General features: G+C 69.8%; 15 protein-coding genes. 4 read left to right on the top strand and 11 right to left on the bottom strand.

Annotated elements, in window-relative coordinates; all coding sequences use genetic code 11:
- Positions 1-2 precede the first annotated feature (2 nt).
- From ABZV40_RS04700 to ABZV40_RS04675, 6 genes are all read right to left on the bottom strand, one after another.
- Complete coding sequence (locus ABZV40_RS04700; protein WP_355435747.1) at positions 3-755, bottom strand: ABC transporter ATP-binding protein; 753 nt, start codon at positions 753-755, stop codon at positions 3-5.
- A 120-nt stretch (positions 756-875) separates the two neighbouring features.
- Positions 876-3845 carry an AAA family ATPase gene (locus tag ABZV40_RS04695; RefSeq protein WP_355435744.1) on the bottom strand — a complete coding sequence of 990 codons (2970 nt, stop codon included), beginning with the start codon at positions 3843-3845 and terminating at the stop codon, positions 876-878.
- A gap of 11 nt (positions 3846-3856) precedes the next feature.
- Positions 3857-4012, bottom strand: coding sequence for a hypothetical protein (locus tag ABZV40_RS04690; RefSeq protein ID WP_355435742.1), 156 nt, complete (start codon positions 4010-4012; stop codon positions 3857-3859).
- Positions 4013-4082: 70 nt separating this feature from the next.
- Positions 4083-6917, bottom strand: coding sequence for a BTAD domain-containing putative transcriptional regulator (locus ABZV40_RS04685; protein WP_355435739.1), 2835 nt, complete (start codon positions 6915-6917; stop codon positions 4083-4085).
- Positions 6918-7230: 313 nt separating this feature from the next.
- Positions 7231-7413 carry a DUF397 domain-containing protein gene (locus ABZV40_RS04680; RefSeq protein ID WP_355435736.1) on the bottom strand — a complete coding sequence of 61 codons (183 nt, stop codon included), beginning with the start codon at positions 7411-7413 and terminating at the stop codon, positions 7231-7233.
- A gap of 32 nt (positions 7414-7445) precedes the next feature.
- Positions 7446-8294 (bottom strand): helix-turn-helix transcriptional regulator, encoded by an 849-nt coding sequence (locus ABZV40_RS04675; RefSeq protein WP_355435733.1) that lies wholly within the window; start codon positions 8292-8294, stop codon positions 7446-7448.
- Between the two features lie 149 nt (positions 8295-8443).
- Here ABZV40_RS04675 and ABZV40_RS04670 point away from each other — a divergent pair, with 149 nt between their 5' ends.
- Both ABZV40_RS04670 and ABZV40_RS04665 read left to right on the top strand, forming a co-directional pair.
- Complete coding sequence (locus ABZV40_RS04670) at positions 8444-8761, top strand: hypothetical protein (protein ID WP_355435730.1); 318 nt, start codon at positions 8444-8446, stop codon at positions 8759-8761.
- A gap of 365 nt (positions 8762-9126) precedes the next feature.
- Positions 9127-11337: a SulP family inorganic anion transporter gene (locus ABZV40_RS04665; RefSeq protein WP_355435728.1), complete on the top strand. Its 2211-nt coding sequence runs from the start codon at positions 9127-9129 to the stop codon at positions 11335-11337.
- A gap of 68 nt (positions 11338-11405) precedes the next feature.
- Here ABZV40_RS04665 and dacB read toward each other — a convergent pair whose 3' ends face one another.
- Positions 11406-12944, bottom strand: coding sequence for a D-alanyl-D-alanine carboxypeptidase/D-alanyl-D-alanine-endopeptidase (dacB, locus tag ABZV40_RS04660; protein ID WP_355435726.1), 1539 nt, complete (start codon positions 12942-12944; stop codon positions 11406-11408).
- Positions 12941-14371: an NADP-dependent phosphogluconate dehydrogenase gene (gene gndA, locus ABZV40_RS04655; RefSeq protein ID WP_355435723.1), complete on the bottom strand. Its 1431-nt coding sequence runs from the start codon at positions 14369-14371 to the stop codon at positions 12941-12943. The genes dacB and gndA overlap by 4 nt, the downstream gene beginning before the upstream one ends.
- Positions 14372-14493: 122 nt before the next feature.
- On the opposite strand from gndA, the gene ABZV40_RS04650 reads away from it, so the two are divergent.
- Entirely contained in the window at positions 14494-14781 is a 288-nt protein-coding gene (locus tag ABZV40_RS04650; protein ID WP_355435720.1) for a DUF2218 domain-containing protein, read from the top strand.
- On the opposite strand, the gene ABZV40_RS04645 is transcribed toward ABZV40_RS04650, so the two are convergent.
- Entirely contained in the window at positions 14778-15371 is a 594-nt protein-coding gene (locus ABZV40_RS04645) for a LysE family translocator (protein ID WP_355435717.1), read from the bottom strand. The genes ABZV40_RS04650 and ABZV40_RS04645 overlap by 4 nt on opposite strands.
- A gap of 58 nt (positions 15372-15429) precedes the next feature.
- On the opposite strand from ABZV40_RS04645, the gene ABZV40_RS04640 reads away from it, so the two are divergent.
- Positions 15430-15939 carry an Lrp/AsnC family transcriptional regulator gene (locus ABZV40_RS04640; RefSeq protein WP_355435714.1) on the top strand — a complete coding sequence of 170 codons (510 nt, stop codon included), beginning with the start codon at positions 15430-15432 and terminating at the stop codon, positions 15937-15939.
- Between the two features lie 75 nt (positions 15940-16014).
- Here the strand turns inward: ABZV40_RS04640 and tesB are convergent, their stop codons facing one another.
- Positions 16015-16926, bottom strand: a complete 912-nt coding sequence (gene tesB / locus ABZV40_RS04635; protein ID WP_355435711.1) for an acyl-CoA thioesterase II — start codon at positions 16924-16926, stop codon at positions 16015-16017.
- A gap of 112 nt (positions 16927-17038) precedes the next feature.
- Positions 17039-18463, bottom strand: a complete 1425-nt coding sequence (gene pyk, locus ABZV40_RS04630) for a pyruvate kinase (RefSeq protein ID WP_355435708.1) — start codon at positions 18461-18463, stop codon at positions 17039-17041.
- Between the last annotated feature and the right edge of the window lie 35 nt (positions 18464-18498).

Here is an 18498-nt window from a genome sequence, read left to right as displayed (position 1 = left end):
GCTCACGCCCCCAGGTGCGTGAGGGCGTTGACGACGGACTCGGTGGTGGGCTGGTGGATCTCACCGGCGAGACGGCCGTCGGCGAGCAGCACCACGCGGTCCGCGTAGCTCGCGGCCACCGGGTCGTGCGTCACCATGATCACGGTCTGGCCCAGCTTGCGGACCGACATGCGCAGGAAGTCGAGGACCTCGGCACCGCTGCGGGAGTCCAGGTTGCCGGTCGGCTCGTCGGCGAAGATGACCTCGGGACGGGCGACCAGGGCGCGGGCGCACGCCACGCGCTGCTGCTGGCCACCGGACAGCTCGGTCGGACGGTGGGTCAACCGGTCGCGCAGGCCGAGCACGTTGACGATCGTGTCGTACCACTGCCTGTCGGGCTTGCGGCCGGCGAGCTCCAGGCCCAGCAGGATGTTCTGCTCGGCGGTCAGCGTCGGCAGCAGGTTGAAGGCCTGGAACACGAAGCCGACGCGGTCGCGGCGCAGCTTGGTCAGGTCCTTGTCGTTCAGCTTGGTGATCTCGGTCTGTCCGATGTGGATCGCACCGCTGTCCACGGTGTCCAGCCCCGCGAGGCAGTGCATCAACGTGGACTTGCCGGAACCGGACGGGCCCATGATCGCGGTGAACTTGCCCGCCTGGAACGCGACGTTGATGCCGTCGAGCGCCCGCACCGCGGTGTCACCCTTGCCGTAGACCTTCACCAGGTTGTGGGCCGCCGCGGCGGTCCGGGTGCCGACCTCGGACACCAGTGCAGACATGTCGCTTGCCTTCCTCGCAGGGATTCGTTCCTCGACGAGGAGAAAGCTATTTCGAGGCTCTGTACGCGGACATCAACTCCGCGACGCGTCGCGCATCAGCCTGAGGTATGACAACCGGGGCTATTCCAGCAGACCTCGGTCGTACGCGATGGCCACCGCCTCGGCGCGGCGCGACGCCCCCAGCTTGGCCATGATTCGCGAGAGGTGCACGGAAACGGTCTTCTCGCTGATGTACAGCTCCTCGCCGACCTCGCGGTTCGTCCGCCCGGCGGCGACCAGCGCCAGCACGTCGCGCTCACGAGGGGTGAAGAGGTCCAGGTGCTCCCGCACGGGTTCCTCGGCCCTGAGGGTGATGCGGGCCCGCTTGGCGCACGACGCCACCGCTTCCTGCAGCGGCACGGCCTTGAGCCCGGTCGCCACCTCGTCGGCCAGTCGCAGCTGCTCGGCCGCCTCGTCACGGCGGTCCGCCCCGAGCAACGCCTCCGCGAGCCGCCACCGGCACAACGCCTGCTCGAAGACGAGCCCGTAGCCGAACGCGTCGACGGCCTGCTGCCACAGCTCGGGGTCACCGGAGCCGGTCAGCCTCGACTCCTCCGCGTTCGCGCGGACCAGCCAGGCCCTGCCCTCCGGCCCGAGCGAACCGGTGCGCGGCACGCCGTTCTTCGCGGTGAGCCGCACGTGTTCGGCCAGCTTGCGACCCGACTCCACGGCCTGCCGCTCCGCCGCGGCGTCCCGCTTGCGCCGCGCCTTGGCCGCGAGGTCGGCGTACCCGGCGATGCCGATCGCACCGATCCGGATGTCCGCGAGCACCCACGGCCCGCCCAGCTTGCGGGTCCACTCCAGCGCGTCCGCGACCCGTTCGACCGCGAGCTCCGGCCGCCCGCGCCACAACGCCAGCTCACCACCCGTACCGCCGGTGATCAGCGCGATCTGGATGTCGCGGTGCCAGTCGCTGCGCAGCTTGGTGATCATCCGCTCGGACTGCGCCAGGTCACCGCGCGAGACGGTGAGGTGCGTTCCGGCGGCGGCGAGACGAGCGAGAACCGTGGAGGACACCGACATGCCCGGCGGTTCGCTGGCCCACGCCGCGTAGTCCCAGTCGCCGATGTAGTAGTGCACGAGCACCTGCAGGATCCGGATCTCCAGGCCGAACGAGCTCCACGTCAGCCCGGTCTCCTGGGCCCGGTCGCCCGCCTCGTTGTAGACGCGGGCGGCCTCGGTCAGCTGGCCCGCGTCGTAGTACATCAGGCCGAAGTAGTACCGGGCCCGCAGCTCGGTGTTGACCGCGCCGACCTCGCGAGCGCGCTCGATCGCGCGCTCGAAGTTGATCCTGGCCTCCTCGTGCCGGTCCGCGTAGTCGTCGAGGAGGCCGAGCGTGCCGAGCGCGTCCGCCACGGCGCCCGCCGCGTTGGTCTGCTGGCCGTCGGCGATGGCCTTCTCCGCGAACTCGCGCGCGTCGGTCCACTTCCGCTGCTGCCGCAGCATGGACGCCATGCCGGCCAGCACGCGGGCGCGGGTCGGGCTCGCCTGGCGCTCCTGCACCAGCTCCCACGCCTTGGTCATCGCCTTGTGGTGCTCCAGGTCGTTGCCGTCGAGCACGGACAACGCCTGGGCGACCCGGAGCAGCACCTCCGCCTGCTCTTCCGGCGACTGGTCGGTGAGCGCCTTCACCGCACTGCGCCCGAACGCGACGGCGCGTTCCGGCTGGCCCGCGGTGCCCGCCACCCAGGACGCCCTGCGCAGCAGCACTGACTCGTCCACATCGGACGGACGGTCCGCCTCGGTGACGGCGTTCCACAGGTTGAGCGCCTTTTCCAGGTGCTGCAACGACTCCGCCGGGGCGCCCGCCCGTTCGGCCTCCTTGGCGGCCTTGATCGAGGCCTTCAGGGCCTGCGGCAGGTCGTGGCTCTGGAACGCGTGGTGGGCCAGTGCGGCGGCGGCACCGCGCTCGTCGAGGTGCTCGGCCAGATAGTGCGCATAGCGCGCGTGCAGCCGCACTCGTTCACCGGGCAGGAGATCGCCGTAGACGGCTTCCCGCAGCAGCGCGTGGCGGAAGATGTAGACCTCGTCGTCGTTCACGACGAGCAGGTGGTGCTGGACGAGCTCGCGCAACGCCGCGTCGAGCGCGACGTCCGGCATGCCGGCCACCTCGCGCAGCCGGTCGTGCCGGACCCGGCGGCCGCGCACCGAGGCGACGCGCACGACGTGCTGCGCCTCCGGGCTCAGCCGTTCGACGCGGCTGAGGAGCACGTCGGCGAGCGCGGACGGCAACGTCCTCGCATCGCCGCAGGTGGCCACCGCGAGGAGCTCCTCGGCGAAGAACGCGTTGCCCTCCGACCGTTGCGCGACCTGCCCGACCACGTCCTCGGGCAGGTCGTCGGACAGCGCCTCGACGAACCTGCGGGCGTCCGCCGCGTTGAACGGCGAGAGGTCGAGACGGTCCACCGCGGGCAACCGGACCAGCTCGGACAGCAAGGGGCGCAACGGATGGCTGCGGTGCAGGTCGTCCGAACGATAGGTGCCCACGACGAGCAGCCGCTGGGAACGCAGGCGGGACAACAGGAACGACAGCAGGTACCGGGTGGACGCGTCCGCCCAGTGCAGGTCCTCGACGACCAGCAGCACGCGCTGCCGTTCGGAGAGATCACCGAGCAACCCGAGCACGGCGTCGAACAGCTGCAGCTGACCGACGTCCTGCTCGGGCCTGCGTCCCGGGATCAGGCTCGGCGCGATCATGCCCTCGGTGCCGGGCTCGCGTTCGGCCGGAAGTGCCAGCTGCGGCAGCAACATCGCGAGCGCCGGCCGGTTCGCCACGTCGTTCTTGAGCGCGCTCAGCGCTTCGGCGAACGGCAGGTACGGCAGCCCGGTCTCCCCCGCGTCCAGGCACCGTCCCATGAGGACGAGGGTGTCGTCCGCGCTCGCCGCCAGCTCTTCGACCAGCCGCGTCTTGCCCACGCCGGCGTCACCGGCGAGCAGCACCGCCCCCGCGGTGCCCTCACCCGCCTTCGCCAACGCGGCGCGCAACCGGTCCAGCTCGCGATCGCGCGCGACCAACGGGATTCCGGAACCGAGACGCGCCACAAGTGGCATGCTCGCACAGGTCATGCCTCAGTGCCGCCGGGTTTTGCAGAGGTGCGGTGGATCACGCGGCTGATCCACGACGCTGTGCGGCGGTTCGACCGCTGCCAGTTGCACACCGCGTTGCCGCGCCGGTACTCGATCTCCGCCTTGATCGCCTCAGGGGTCCATTCCGTCATGACCACGAGGTTCGTCCTGAGGCCTCACCCCGGGCATCGGACGATCACGCACTCCCGCGCCGCGAAACCCTTACCCGACGGTGACCGCCCGTGCGCGGGCCAGCCGTGCCCTTATCCGGTCCGCCTCAGGTGCGCCGAGCTCGGTGAACAGGGCCAGCGCGCGCTGCCAGTGCGCCGCCGCTCCCGCCGCGCCGAGCCGGTCGAACACCGCCGCGAGCCGGTCGTGCGCCAGCGCCTGGTGGTACGGCGACACCGCGTCGCACGCCACCGCCAGCGCCGTGCGGGCGGACGAGAGCGCACCCTCGGTGTCACCGGTCTCCAGCAGGGCCGTGGAGATGTCCACGTGGCACGACGCCTCACCGCACTGCTCGTCGACCTCGTGGTACATCCGCAGCGCGACCCGCAACCACGGCATCGCGTCGTCGTACCGCTGCGTGGTCAGGTACAGCAGGCCGAGGTGGTGGTGGGCGTTGGCCTCGGCCCACTTCGAGCCCGCGATCCGGGAGATCTCCATGGCCTCGCGGTAGTGGGCCTCGGCTTCGGCGGTGCGGCCCAGGTCCATCAACGTGCCGGCCACCGTGGTCAGCACACGGGCCTGCTGGTGCACGTCTCCCTTGCGCCGCGCCACTTCCAGCGCACCGCGTTGCGCGTGCAGGGCCTCCTCGTGGCGTTCCAGCTGCAGCAGGGCCACGCCCAGGTTGAACTGCATGACGAACCGGGCGTCGTCGTCGTTCAGCGCGATCGCGGCCTGCAGCGCGGCTTCCGTGATGCGCAACGAGGTCTCGCGCTCGGTCCGCAGCCACAGGTACCGCGACAACGTGTACGGCAGCTGCCACGCGTGCACGTGCCAGCCCGCGCTCGAAGCGAGCTCGGTGGCGGCGATCAGGTTGGCGCGCTCGGTGTCGAACCACGCCATCGCGTCCGCCGCGCCGGTGAGGGCGGGCACGTCCGCCGGGCGGTGTTCGGGTGTCACCAGGACGCTGCTGCGGTTGATCGGCAACAGGCCGTCGGCCAGGTCGGCGCAGTGCAGGTAGTAGTCGAGCATCCGGCCGGTGGCGGTCCGGCGCTGGGGTTCGGACAGCTCACCGGCCAGCGTCTTGGTGTAGACGCGGACCATGTCGTGGGCCACGTGACGGCCGGGTTCGCTCACGGTCAGCAGGTTCGCGGCGGTCAGCGCGTCCAGCGCCCGTTGCGCTTCCTGGAGTGGGACTTCACCCATCGCGGCGACGACGTGGGCGGACAGGTCGGGACCGGGGTGCAGGCCGATGATCGCGAGCAGCCGGGACGGCACGGGCGGCAGAGCACGCCGTGACGCGTCCAGGGCGGCCCGCACGGTGCCCTCACCGTCCTCCAGACCGAGCGCGGCGAGCCGGCCGTGCTCGTCCTGCAGTTCCTCCACCAACTCGGCCACGCGCAGACGTGGGGACACGGCGAGACGGGCCGCCGCGATGCGCAACGCCAGCGGGAGGCCGTCGCACAGCTCGGCGAGCCGGCGCAGCGCGTCCGCCTCGATGTCCGACCGGCCCGCGATGCGGCCCAGCACGTCCACCGCGGCCTCCGGGCCGAGCATGTCCAGCTCGATCAGTTTGGCCTCGACCTGCGCGACCAGGCCGACGAGGCGGCGGCGCGAGGTCACGACGACGCACGACGGCGCGCCGGGCAGCAGCGGCAGCAGATCGGCGGAGCTGCGGACGTTGTCGAGCATCACCAGCATCCGGCGGTCGGCGAGCAACGTGCGCAGCAGCGCCGAACGTTCGTCCACCGAGAGCGGGGTCTCACCGGCCGGGACGCCCAGGGCGCGCAGGAAGCGGTTGAGGACCTCGCCGATCTCCAGCGGCTCGCGGTTCGGGTCGTAGCCGTGCACGTCGACGTAGAGCTGGCCGTCCGGGAACTCCTCGCGCACGCGGTGCGCCCAGTGCAGGGCCAGCGCGGTCTTGCCGACCCCGGCCGGACCGGTCACGAGCAGCACGGGGCCGTCGTGGTCGCGCAGCACGGCGTCCATGTGCGCCAGCTCCGCGTCCCGTCCGATCAGCGCGACGGGCGCGCGCGGCAGCTGCGCGGGGACCGTCACGGGCGCGGGCTCCGGTGCGGCGGCTTGCTGCGGCACGCGGATCGGCGCCCGTTCGGGCTCGGGGCTGTCCCCCGCCAGCACGGCCTGGTGCACGCGCCGCAGTTCCGGGCCCGGCTCGACACCGAGCTCCTCGATCAGCACGTGACGGGCCTCGCGGTAGGCGGCCAGCGCCTCCGCCTGCCGGCCCGCCTGGACCAGGGCCCGCATGAGCAGCCCGTAGCCGCGTTCGCGCAACGGGTGCTCGGCGACCATCGCGCTGAGCTGCGACACCAGCTCCGGACCCTGCCCGATCGCGAGTCCCAGCTCGGCGCGTTCCTCCAGCACGGCGAGACGCCGCTCGACGAGACGGCCGCGTTCGACGTCGAAGAAGAGACCTGAGACGCCACCCAGCGGCTCGGCCCGGAACAACGCCAGCGCGTCGTCGAGCTCGACCGCGGCTCCGGCGAGGTCACCGGCCGCGCGCATGCGGTTCGCGAGCAGCACCTGGCGTTCGAACACGTCGAGGTCCAGCGCGCCGGACTCGACCCGGAGCAGGTAGCCGTCACCCACCGAGGTCAGCAGCTCGGCAGGGGCCCGGCGGGCGCGGGCCGGTTCCAGTGCGCGTCTCAGTCCGGCCACATAGGTCTGGACCAAATTCACCGCGCTGGAGGGCACGTTGTCGCCCCACACCGCCTCGATGATCTGCCCGCGGCTGACCGGGGTGTTGCGCGAGAGCAGCAGCACCGCCAGCACGGCGCGCTGCTTCGCCGCACCGAGATCAACCTCGTGACCTGCGCGAACGACCCGGAGTAGGCCGAGAACCTCGAACCGCAGGGGTTCCTCGCCGTGCGTCACCGACCTGTCCTTCGCCTGGTGGCCACCTGGAGCTTGAAGATCACTTCAGTCGAGCTCCAGTCGTGCTGTAGAAGCCATTCTTACGCTTAGCGTGTCCAACCAACCACAGACCGCGAGATCAACGAAAACCGAGATCGAGCAGTCGGCGCAGGTTGGACCGGACAGCGGAACACCCGCTGCTCCCCATGATCGACGTGGGTCGGCCGGCGTGCAAGGGGCATCCAGCCCGCGGCGGCGGAACGCCGGCCGGCCCACGTCCCCTAACGCGAGAACGCCCCGGCCGAGTTCCCGGCCGGGGCGTTCTGCATGTGTCTCAGCTGACAAAAGACCCGTTCTTCGCGGCGGCGAGGAACGTCTCCCATCCGGCGTCACCGAACGCCAACCGCGCCCCGTCCGCGTTCTTGCTGTCGCGGACGGCCGCACCGGCCGGGACGAGCGCGATCTCCACGCACTCGGGCCCACCGGCGGACGAACGGCTGCTCTTGCGCCAACGCAAGCTTTCCACTGTGTGTTCACTCCCGGTCGATGTCACGCGAGAGTGCGAGCGATCTCCGTGATCAGGGTCGACGAGTCCCTGCAGTTGAGGGCGGATCTCACGAGACGCTCGAACATCTCGGCGTACCAACGGACGTCCGACTGCTGTTCCAGGTAGACGCCACTTCTTGTGCTTTCGATGTAGACGACGTCGGGGTCGAGCTGCTCCGGGAAGCTCAGGATGACGAACGGCCCGTCCATCGCAGCGTGACCACCGGCGCTGAACGGCACGACCTGCATCGTGACGTTCGACATTGCACCGACCTCGAGAAGACGCGCCATCTGGGCGCGCATCACCTCGGCGCCGCCGACGAGCCTGCGCAGGGCGGCCTCGTCGATCACGACGTGCAGGCGCAACGGGTCGTCCTCGCTCAGCAAGGCCTGCCGGGCCTTGCGCAACCGGACCCGCCGGTCGATCTCCGCCGTGCTCGCGTCGGGGAGCACCTGGGAGATCAACGCTCTGGTGTACGCCTCGCACTGCAGCAGACCGGGGATCATCAGGCCCTGATAGGTCCTGATCGAGTCCGCATCGGCCTCGTACCCGACGTATCGGCCGGGCACGATGTCACCGAACTCGTCCCACCACGCCTTGCGGCGGGCCTCCCTGGCCAGCTGGACCAGTTCGTCGAGGGTGGCGGAGTCCGCACCGTAGGCCGTGAGCATGTCCCGCACGTCGCGCGGGCTCACCCCCACGCGTCCCGTCTCGATGCGGCTGATCTTGGAGGCCGAGCACTCCAGGCGCTCGCCCACCTCCTCGATCGTCAGCTCGGCCGCTTCGCGCAGGCGCCTCAGCTCGCTCACGAGCCGCCGCTTGCGCAGGGTCGGGCTGCTACCCCGTGCCATCCACACCTCCTGGTCGGACTCTCAGTTTGAGAGCAAAGGAGCGAGCCGCAAAGAGACGTCATCCATTCGTGTACTGCAACTTGCAGATCGCAGGGAGGGCAGGACAGGCTGCATGGGTTGCTTACGCAAGGACTGGAGCTCTGAGCCTGATGGCCGTCACGGTGTTCAGCCAACTGGACAAGTCGCTGCACTCCCACCTGGCCACGCTCACCGAACTCGCCCAGCACGGCGACGACCAGACCGCCCTCGTGCTCGCCAGGGTAGAGCTGCCGAGGGTGGTGGCCGTGGTCAAGGCGTTGCTCGACGAGCACCAGCCCGACGAGCACGGCCGGTGCGCGACCTGCAAGCGCGGCTGGTTCTCCCGCAGGATGCCCGCACCGTGCCGTGCCTACCTGGCGGCCCAGCTGATCCTGACCGTGGTGGGCCAGGAGACTTCGCACGGCAAGCACCTGCGCTCGGTCGGCTGAACCCGGCAGTTCCCCGGCTCCCCCGACCTGGACCGGCTCCGCACCCCCGACCGGAGCCGGTCCATCTTTTGTTCACGTCGCGTGACGTTGCGGGCGAAGATCAACACGGTTGGCTGAAAGATCTGCCACGGCGGCGATTTCGCCGCCATCATTGGTGGCGACGCGGCCTGATCGAGAACCCGATGCCTGTGCCGACACGGAGGTGTACCCGTGCCGACCCCGCATGACCGCGCCGACGCGCTCGCTGCCGTTCGGCCGCGCCGTCTGCTGCCCTTAGGGCGCCTCTAGCAAGCTCTCCCTCCCCCTTCGCCCTGTGCTCCTCTTCGCACAGGGCCATGTCGCTGTTCCACGAAAGGTGAACGCCCGTGAACCATCTGCAGCGGTCCAACGCAAGCGACCACACCCCGCACGGCCCTCCGGTGATCCTCCGGCACGACCTGCCCGCGAGCTTCGTGCTGTTCCTCATCTCGATCCCGCTGTCGCTGGGCATCGCGCACGCCACGGGCGCGCCGCTGATGGCCGGGATCATCTCCGCGGTCATCGGCGGCGTGGTCGTCGGCGCGCTCAGCGGGGCGCCGTTGCAGATCAGCGGGCCCGGCACCGGGCTCGTGGTGATCGTGGCCGGGCTGGTGGCGCAGTACGGGTGGGCGGCCACCGCGGCGATCACGCTGGCCGCCGGCGTGGTGCAGCTGGCGCTGGGGCTCACCGGGATCAGCCGCCTGGTGATGTCGCTGTCCCCCGCCGTGGTGCACGGAATGCTGGCCGGCATCGGCATCTCCATCGCCGCGGGACAGCTCGTGGTGGTGCTGGGCGGGACGGCGGCGTCGTCCGTGCCGGAGAACCTCGCGCAACTGCCGGGAGAACTGGCCTCGACGCAGCTCGGGTCCCTCGTGGCCGGTGCGGTCGCGATCGCGGCTTTGCTGCTGTGGCCACGGGTTCCGCGCGCTTCTCTCGTGCCCGCGCCGCTGGTCGCGGTGGGCGCGGCGACGTTGCTGGCGTTCGTGCTGCGCCTCGACGTCGCGCGCGTGAACCTGCCGGACAGCCACGCGCTGGTGTTCCCGGAGATGCCGCAGGGCAGCGTCGGGTCGGTGGTCACGGCCATCGTCACGGTCGCGCTGGTGGCGAGCATGGAGTCGCTGCTGTCCGCGGTCGCGACGGATCGGCTGCACGACGGGCCGCGGGCCCGGTTGGACAAGGAGCTCATCGCGCAGGGCACGGGCAACGTGCTCGCCGGCGCGCTGGGCGGCCTGCCGATCAGCGGCGGGCTCGCGCGGAGCTCCACGAACGTCGCCGCGGGCGCGAAGACGCGCTACAGCGCGATCCTGCAGGGCATCTGGATCGCGGTGGCCGTGCTGGCGTTCCCGTCCGTGCTGGAGACGATCCCGTTGGCGGCGCTGGCGGGTGTGCTGTTCGTCGTCGGGCTGAAGCTCGTGTCGGTGGACCGGATGCGGACGTTGGTGAAGCACCGGGAGTTCCTGGTGTACGCGGCGACCGTGCTCGGCGTCGTCCTCTTCGGACTGCTCGAGGGCGTGGTGGTCGGCCTGGCCATCGCGCTGCTGCGGGCGTTGTACCGGTTGACGCACTGCTCGGTGCGGGTCGAGGGCAACCGGGTGTGCGTGCGGGGATCGTTGGTGTTCCTCGGCGTCGGCCGGCTCGTGCGCGAGCTGCGGCGGTTGCCGTTGGGGCAGCAGGTGGTGCTGGAGCTGCACATCGACTACCTGGACCACGCGTCGTACGAGGCGATCAACGACTGGCGCGAGAACTACGAACGGCTCGGCGGCCGGGTGGAGGTCGACGAGGTGCACGACACCTGGTACGACCGGGCCGACCAGGGCAAACCCGGGCGCCGCAAGACGTTGCCCGGCCCGCTGCCGCGCTGGTTCGCGCCGTGGTCGCACTGGCAGGGCGGCTCACCGGTGACGCTCCCGGCCCAGCGCTCCTCGGCCGAGAGCGATCCCATGATCCTGGGCATGCACGAGTTCGAGCGGCGGTCGGCGCCGTTGGTGCGGCCGTTCCTGCACGACCTGGTGGTGCACGGACAGCGGCCGCAGCAGCTGTTCATCACCTGCGCCGACTCGCGCGTGGTGCCGAACCTGATCACCACGTCCGGACCGGGCGACCTGTTCTGCGTGCGCAACATCGGCAACCTCGTACCACCGTCCACTTCGGACGACAGGTCCGTCGGCGCGGCGATCGAGTTCGCGGTCGAGGTCCTGAACGTCAGCACGATCGTCGTCTGCGGACACTCCGACTGCGGCGCGATGAAGGCGCTGGTGAAGGGATCCGCCACGCGCGGCTCGCACCTGCACTCGTGGCTGCGCAACGCGGAACCGTCGCTGATCCGGTTCCACGCGCCGACCTCGCCCGGCTGCGCGGAACTGCCGGTGGCCGACCGGCTCGCGGTCGCGAACGTCGCCCAGCAGCTGGACAACCTGCTCGCCTACCCGAGCGTGCGGGAGGCGATCGCGGCGGGCACGCTGACGTTGAAGGGCATGTACTTCGACATCTCCAACGCCCGCGTGTACCTCGTCGACCCGGACCGCAACGGCCTGGAACCGGTCCCCGCCCCGGCCTAGAAAACGATGAACGGCGCATTCGTCCACCTGACGTGGACAAATGCGCCGTTCATCTCAACCGAGCGGGTCTAGCAGGCGTCGACCCACGAGCACTCGACGTCGAAGCGCTCCTTGGCCGGAACCTTGGTGGGCTTCTCCGCCGGGGCCTTGCGCTGCTGCGGCACCGTCTGGGTCTTCTGCGTGGCCGCGACCGAGGCACCGCCGTCGTTCGCGAGCCGCACGGCGATCTTGTCCTCGATCGTCTTGGGGCTGAACCACAGCACCAGGTTGTTCTGCACGACCGAGAACACCAGCTGCCGCCCGGCCTGCGTGGTGACGTAGCCGGTCAGCGCCGAGACACCGGACATCGAGCCGGTCTTGGCCACCACGTTGCCCTCGGCCTTGGTGCCCTTCATGCGGTTGACCAGGGTGCCGTCGCGGCCGGCGACCGGCAGCGACGACTGCCACGTGCCGAACCACGGCTTGGTCTTCGCCTTGACGAGGATCGACGACAGGTCGTCCGGCGAGATCTCGTCCATCCTGGACATGCCGGAACCGTCGAAGATCTCGACCCAGTTCGGGTCGACCCCCAGCCCGGCCCACTTGCGGCTGAGCTGGTTGACACCGTTGCCGAACGAGCCACCGGCGGACTTGACCAGCACCTCGGCCAGCATGTTGTTGCTGTTCTTGAGCAACGGGTTCATCAGCTGGCCCAGCGTCATGGACTGGTCGGACGCGAGGACCGCGGCACCCTGCGGCGCCTTGCCCCTGCGCACCCCGCCCTGGACCTGGATCCCGTTGGCCGCCAGCGCCTTGCGGAACACCGAGCCGACGAGGCCGGTCGGGTCCTTGACGGTGGACAGCGCCGCCGTCGCGACGGACGTCGACCCGCTGACCCTGATCACGTTCGTGCCGTGATCACGCTCGACCGAGATGCCACCGTCACCGGTGGTGGCGGTGTTCACGATCTGCACGTGGTCGTTCGCCGGCTCGACGCTCACCTGCACCGGGGCACCTGCCGAGGCGCCCGGCTGCACGTTCACGATCACCGTGCCGGCACTGATCTTCGCGTCCGGCGACAGCGTGAGGGCCGACGTCTCCGCGTTGTACGAGAACGGTTCGTCGTCCCACGCCCAGCCCGGGCCGTACGGCTGCGAGTCGAACGCCGTGTCGTCGAGCACGAGCGCACCGGAGACCTGCGTGACACCGCTGTTCTTCAGCGCGATCGCCAGGTCGTTGTACCGGGGCGCGGACATCGTGGGGTCACCGGTGCCGCGCAGCACGAGGTCGCCGTTCAGCGTCGACCCGGAGCGGGCACCCGACGACTGCAGGTCGGTCTTCCACCGGTAGTCCGGTCCGAGCAGGTCGAGCGCCGCCGTCGTGGTGAGCACCTTCAGGTTCGACCCCACCTGCGAGCGCCTGCCGCCGGAACGGGTGTAGACGATCTCACCGGTGTTCGCATCCCGCACGGTCACACCGACGTCGGCGCCCTGGAGCCCCGAGTCGGCGAGAATCGTGTCGAGATCGCGGGTCAGCGCTTCGTTGCCACCCGCCACCGCGCCGCCGCTGGACGTCAGGGTCAACCCTGTCGCCGCAGCGACGACCACCCCCAGAATCCGAAATTTCACGCTTCCACCTCAGATCGATCGCCCGACCACAACGTGTGGAAGCTACCGGGACGATCAACACGCCGGTACGTGTGGGCACCGAAGAAATCCCGTTGCCCCTGAACGAGCGCGGCAGGCAACCTTTCCGAGCGAAGCGCGTCGTAGTAAGCCAGAGCGGACACGAAACCAGGAGTCGGCACCCCGGATTCGACCGCACGGACCACAACCCTGCGCCAGGCGGCCTCAGCGTTCTGCACGGCGTCGCGGAAGTAGTTGTCCACCAACAGAGACGCGAGATCCGGGTTCGCGTCGTACGCCTCACGAATGCGGTTGAGGAACTGCGCGCGGATGATGCAACCACCGCGCCAGATCGTCGCCATGGCGCCGAGGTCGATGTCCCAGCCGAAGTTCTTCGAGGCCTCGCGGATCATGTCGAAGCCCTGCGCGTACGCGACGACCTTCGACGCGTAGAGCGCCTGCCGCACGTCGTCCACGAGCTCCGCGTCGGGCTTCGCGACGACCTCGTTGGCACCGAACGCCTCGCGCACGGCCTTGCGCTGGTCGGTGTGGCCGCTCAGGCTGCGCGCGAACACGGCCTCGGCGATGCCGGTGACCGGGACGCCCAGCTCCAGCGCCTCCTGCACGGTCCAGCGGCCGGTGCCCTTCTGCTCGGCCGCGTCCTCGATGACCTGCACGAGCGGCGTGCCGCTCGCGTCGACGTGCCTGAGCACCTCGGCGGTGATCTCGACCAGGTACGACTCCAGGTCGCCCGAGTTCCACTGCGTGAAGACCTCGGAGATCTCGGCCGGGCTCTGGCCGCCGACGCGGGACAGCAGGTCGAACGCCTCGGCGATCAGCTGCATGTCGGCGTACTCGATGCCGTTGTGCACCATCTTCACGAAGTGCCCGGCGCCGTCCGGCCCGACGTGCACGCAGCACGGCTGACCGTCCACCTTGGCCGCGATCTCCTCGAAGACGGGACCGACGTGCTGGTAGGACTCGGCCGGACCACCCGGCATGATGCTGGGCCCGTTGAGGGCGCCCTCCTCGCCGCCGGAGATGCCGGCGCCGACGAACAGCAGCCCCTTCTCCTTCAACGCGGCCTCACGGCGGCGCGTGTCGGCGTAGTGGGCGTTGCCGCCGTCGATGACCATGTCGCCGGGCTCCAGCAGCCCGCTCAGCTCGTCGATGACGGCGTCGGTCGGGCCACCCGCCTTGACCATGATCATGATCTGACGCGGCGTCTGCAGGCTGTCCACGAGGTCCTGCAGCGTCTCGGCGCCGACGAAGTCGCCTTCGTGACCGTGCTCGTCGAGCAGGGCCTTCATCTTCGCGGGCGTCCGGTTGTGCACGGCGACTTTGAAGCCGTGCCGCGCGAGGTTGCGCGCGAGGTTGCTGCCCATGGTGGCGAGACCGGTGACCGCGATACGTGCTTTGCCTTCCGTCATAGCGGTACAGCCTGCCGTGTTCTTCCTGTTTACGCGAGACGTCACAGGGTGTTCTCAGACTCCGTTTTGCCAGGTGAACCGCGTCACGCCGCGATACGTACAGCTAGGCGTAAGTTGGCTGCATGACGGAATTCACGAGCGTGGGACGCTCGGCGACCGACCGTGCCTCCAGGTACGGGTCACAGCTGGTGAAGCACTTCACGCACAAGGACCTCGAAGGGTCCTGGGAGGACTCTCGCGGCTACGTCCGCTTTTCCGCGGGCCTGGCCGAGTTCGAGGCTTCTCCCGATGCTTTGATCATGCGCGTGGTGGGTTCCTCGGAGGAGGACGTGGCGCGGTTGCGCGACGTCGTGGAACGGCACCTGGTCCGGTTCGGGACCCGGGACGAGCTGACCGTGACGTGGTCCTAGGCGGCCAGGACCGACGCCGCCATCCCGATGAGAGCGGTACCACACACCCGCTCGAACGTGGCGCGAACCCTTGGCCTGCTCAGCAGGGAGCCCAGCTGACGCGCTGACGGCACGACGATGACCCAGAACAGCGCGAAGACACCGACCGTGACCGCGCTCAGCAGTGCCGCCTGCGGCAGCGGCGCGCTGTTCGGGTCCATCGCCTGCGGGATGAGGCTCAGGAACGTCAGCATCACTTTGGGGTTCAACAGGTCGCACAACAGGCCGCGCAGGAACACGTTGCCCTTGCTCTGCTGTGCTTCCGTCGCCTTGTTCGCGGTCTTGAGCGTCATGAAGCCGACGTAGGCCAGGTACACCGCGCCGATCACCTTCACCACCAGCAACGCGGTCGGCACCGCGGCGACCAGAGCCGAGAGACCGATCGTCGCGAGCGTGGCGTGGATCAGCAGCCCGGTGACCACACCCAGCGCCGCCTCGGTGCCCTTGCGCAGGCTGCGCACCGCGTTCCCCATGATCAGCACGAAGTCCGGCCCCGGCACGATCATGATGATCAACAGAGCGGCCAGGAACGACGTCCACGCGATGTGCATGGCCTGATCGTTGTGCGTTGTTCTGCCGCATTCCAGCTGGTCAGTACGATGTTCGCTTATGCGCGAACAAGCCGAACTGGATTCGGTCGACTGGCACATCCTGGAGGAGTTGCAGAACGACGCCACCATCCCCAACCGGTCACTGGCCGAGACCGTCGGCCTGGCGCCGTCGTCCTGCCTGCAACGGGTGCGGCGGCTGCGGGAACTCGGCGTGATCACCGGCTGCCACGCCGTGGTCGACCCGGCCACCACCGGGCTGCCGCTGGAGGCCGTGGTGTCGGTGAACGTGCGGCCGCACACCCGGCCGGTCGTGCAGGCCTTTCGCGCGTTCGTGATGGCTCAGGCGGAGACCCGGTCGATCTTCCACGTGTCGGGGCAGGCCGACTTCCTGATCCACATCGCGGTGGCGGACTCCACGCACCTGCAGGCGTTCCTGATGGACAAGATCGCTTCGCGGACGGAGGTGCGGAACCTGACGAGCTCGGTGGTGCTGGAGCGGGTGGAGACTCGGGCTCTGACGCCGCCGGCCAACCTGCGGCCGACGCACCGGCGCCGTCGCACCGACTAACGCCGTCGAGTCAGGGCGTCCAGGTCGAAGGTCAACGGAGCAGGGCGGCTCAGTGCGTCGAACCGGGGTGCGAGCTCACTCCCCGTCGGATGACGGCTTGAGGACCCGGATCAGCCCTTCCTGCACGACGGTCGCCACCAGCTGGCCGTCCCGCGTGAAGAACCGCCCGGTGGCCAGCCCGCGGTTCCCGGACGCGGACGGCGAAGTGGTGTCGTACAACAACCACTCGTCAGCGCGGAACGGCCGGTGGAACCACATCGCGTGGTCGAGAGAGGCGCCGAGAACCTTGTCCAGTCCCCAGTAGACGCCGTGCTTGGCCAGAACCCCGTCCAGCAGGGTCATGTCCGATGCGTAGGTCATCACGCAGATGTGCAGCATCGGGTCGTCGGGCAGCTTGCCGTCGGCCTTCATCCACACCTGCGAGGCGGCCTCGCCCGGACCGTCCTCACGCGACTCCCACGGCGGCTCGGTCACGTACCGGACGTCGATCGGCCGCGGGAACTTCAGCGAGTGCAGCGGGTAGCCCTTCGCCACCTCGTTCCACGTCGGCAGCGACTCCGGGTCCGGCACCGAGGGCATGGGCGAGGAGTGCTCGACGCCCTGCTCCTCCAGCTGGAAGGAGGCGGACAGGGCGAAGATGGCCTTGCCGTGCTGCACGGCGACGACGCGGCGCGTGGTGAACGACCGTCCATCCCGGATCCGGTCCACCTCGTACACGATCGGCACGCGCGGGTCGCCGGGCCGGATGAAGTACGAGTGCAGCGAGTGCACGCGGCGTTCCACCGGGACCGTGCGTCCGGCGGCGACCAGGGCCTGGCCCGCCACCTGGCCGCCGAAGACGCGCACGGGCGACTCGGCGGGCGACACACCGCGGAAGATGTTCTCCTCGATGCGTTCCAGGTCGAGCAACGCGACCAGGTCGTCCACTGCGGGTTGTCCGCTCAGGCCCGAGGGCGAGGAAGCAGCGGCGCGGGCGGCCTCAGTCACGGCAGAACACTCCTAGTGCCATCTTCGGGGTCTCAGCAGGGCGCGGCCCCGCTCCCCCAAGTATGCGGGCGCGGGGCCGGTATCACGACGTCCTCGGCTGAGAGCCGGAACACTAGGCGTGGTCGTCCTCGCCGAGGCGGTGCACGCGGATGAGGTTCGTCGACCCGATGGTGCCAGGAGGCGAACCGGCGACGACCACCATGAGGTCACCCGCCTGGTAACGGCCGATCTCCAGCATCGAGGTGTCGACCTGGCGGACCATCTCGTCGGTGGACTCCACGCGCGGCACCAGGAACGTCTCGGTACCCCACGTCAGCGCCAGCTGCGAGCGCACCGAGGGCTCCGGCGTGAACGCCAGCAGCGGCAGGTGCGTGTGCAGCCGGGCGAGGCGGCGGACCGTGTCACCGGACTGCGTGAAGGCGACCAGGGCCTTGGCGTTCAGGCGCTCGCCGATGTCGCGGGCCGCGTACGAGATCACGCCGCGCTTGGTGCGCGGGACGTGGGTCAGCGGCGGCACGACCACGGACTCGGTCTCGACGGCCTCGATGATGCGGCCCATGGTCTTGACCGACTCGATGGCGTAGCGGCCGACCGAGGTCTCACCGGACAGCATCAGGGCGTCCGCGCCGTCCAGGACCGCGTTCGCGACGTCGGACGTCTCGGCGCGGGTCGGACGGGAGTTGGTGATCATCGAGTCCAGCATCTGGGTCGCGACGATGACCGGCTTGGCGTTCTCGCGGGCGATCTGGATCGCGCGCTTCTGCACCAGCGGCACGTGCTCCAGCGGCAGCTCGACGCCCAGGTCACCGCGGGCGACCATGACGCCGTCGAACGCGAGGACGATGGCCTCGAGGTTGTCCACGGCCTCCGGCTTCTCGATCTTCGCGATCACCGGGAGGCGCTTGCTGCCCGAGCGGTCCATGACCTGGTGGACCAGGTCGATGTCGGCCGGGGAGCGCACGAACGACAGGGCGATGAAGTCCACGCCCAGCGAGAGCGCGAACTCCAGGTCCTCGATGTCCTTCTCCGACAGCGCGGGCACGGAGACGTCCATGCCGGGCAGCGAGAGGCCCTTGTTGTTGCTGACCGGTCCGCCCTCGACGACCTCGCACACGACGTCGGAGCCTTCGACCTCGACGACCACGAGCCCGACCTTGCCGTCGTCGACGAGCAGGCGGTCGCCGACCTTGGCGTCCTTCGCGAGCTCCTTGTACGTCGTCGACACGCGGTCGTGCGTGCCTTCGACGTCCTCGACGGTGATGCGGACCACGTCACCGGTGTTCCAGTCCACGGGACCCGCGGCGAACCGGCCGAGCCGGATCTTGGGGCCCTGGAGGTCGGCGAGGATGCCCACGGCACGACCCGACTCGTCGGCTGCCGCTCGAACCATGTCGTAGACCTGCTTGTGGTCGGCATGGCTGCCGTGGCTGAAGTTCATCCTGGCCACGTCCATACCGGCCGCTACCAGGTCGCGGACCTTGTCCGGCGTGCCAGTGGCGGGACCGAGGGTACAGACGATCTTTGCGCGTCGACTCACGTCTGGAGAGAGTAGTCCTCCTTCCTGGACCGATC

This window comes from Lentzea sp. NPDC004782 (assembly GCF_040609115.1).
GTDB lineage: Bacteria > Actinomycetota > Actinomycetes > Mycobacteriales > Pseudonocardiaceae > Lentzea.
Note: the sequence above shows the minus strand (reverse complement) of the source record. Positions and strands in the feature narration are given on the sequence as shown.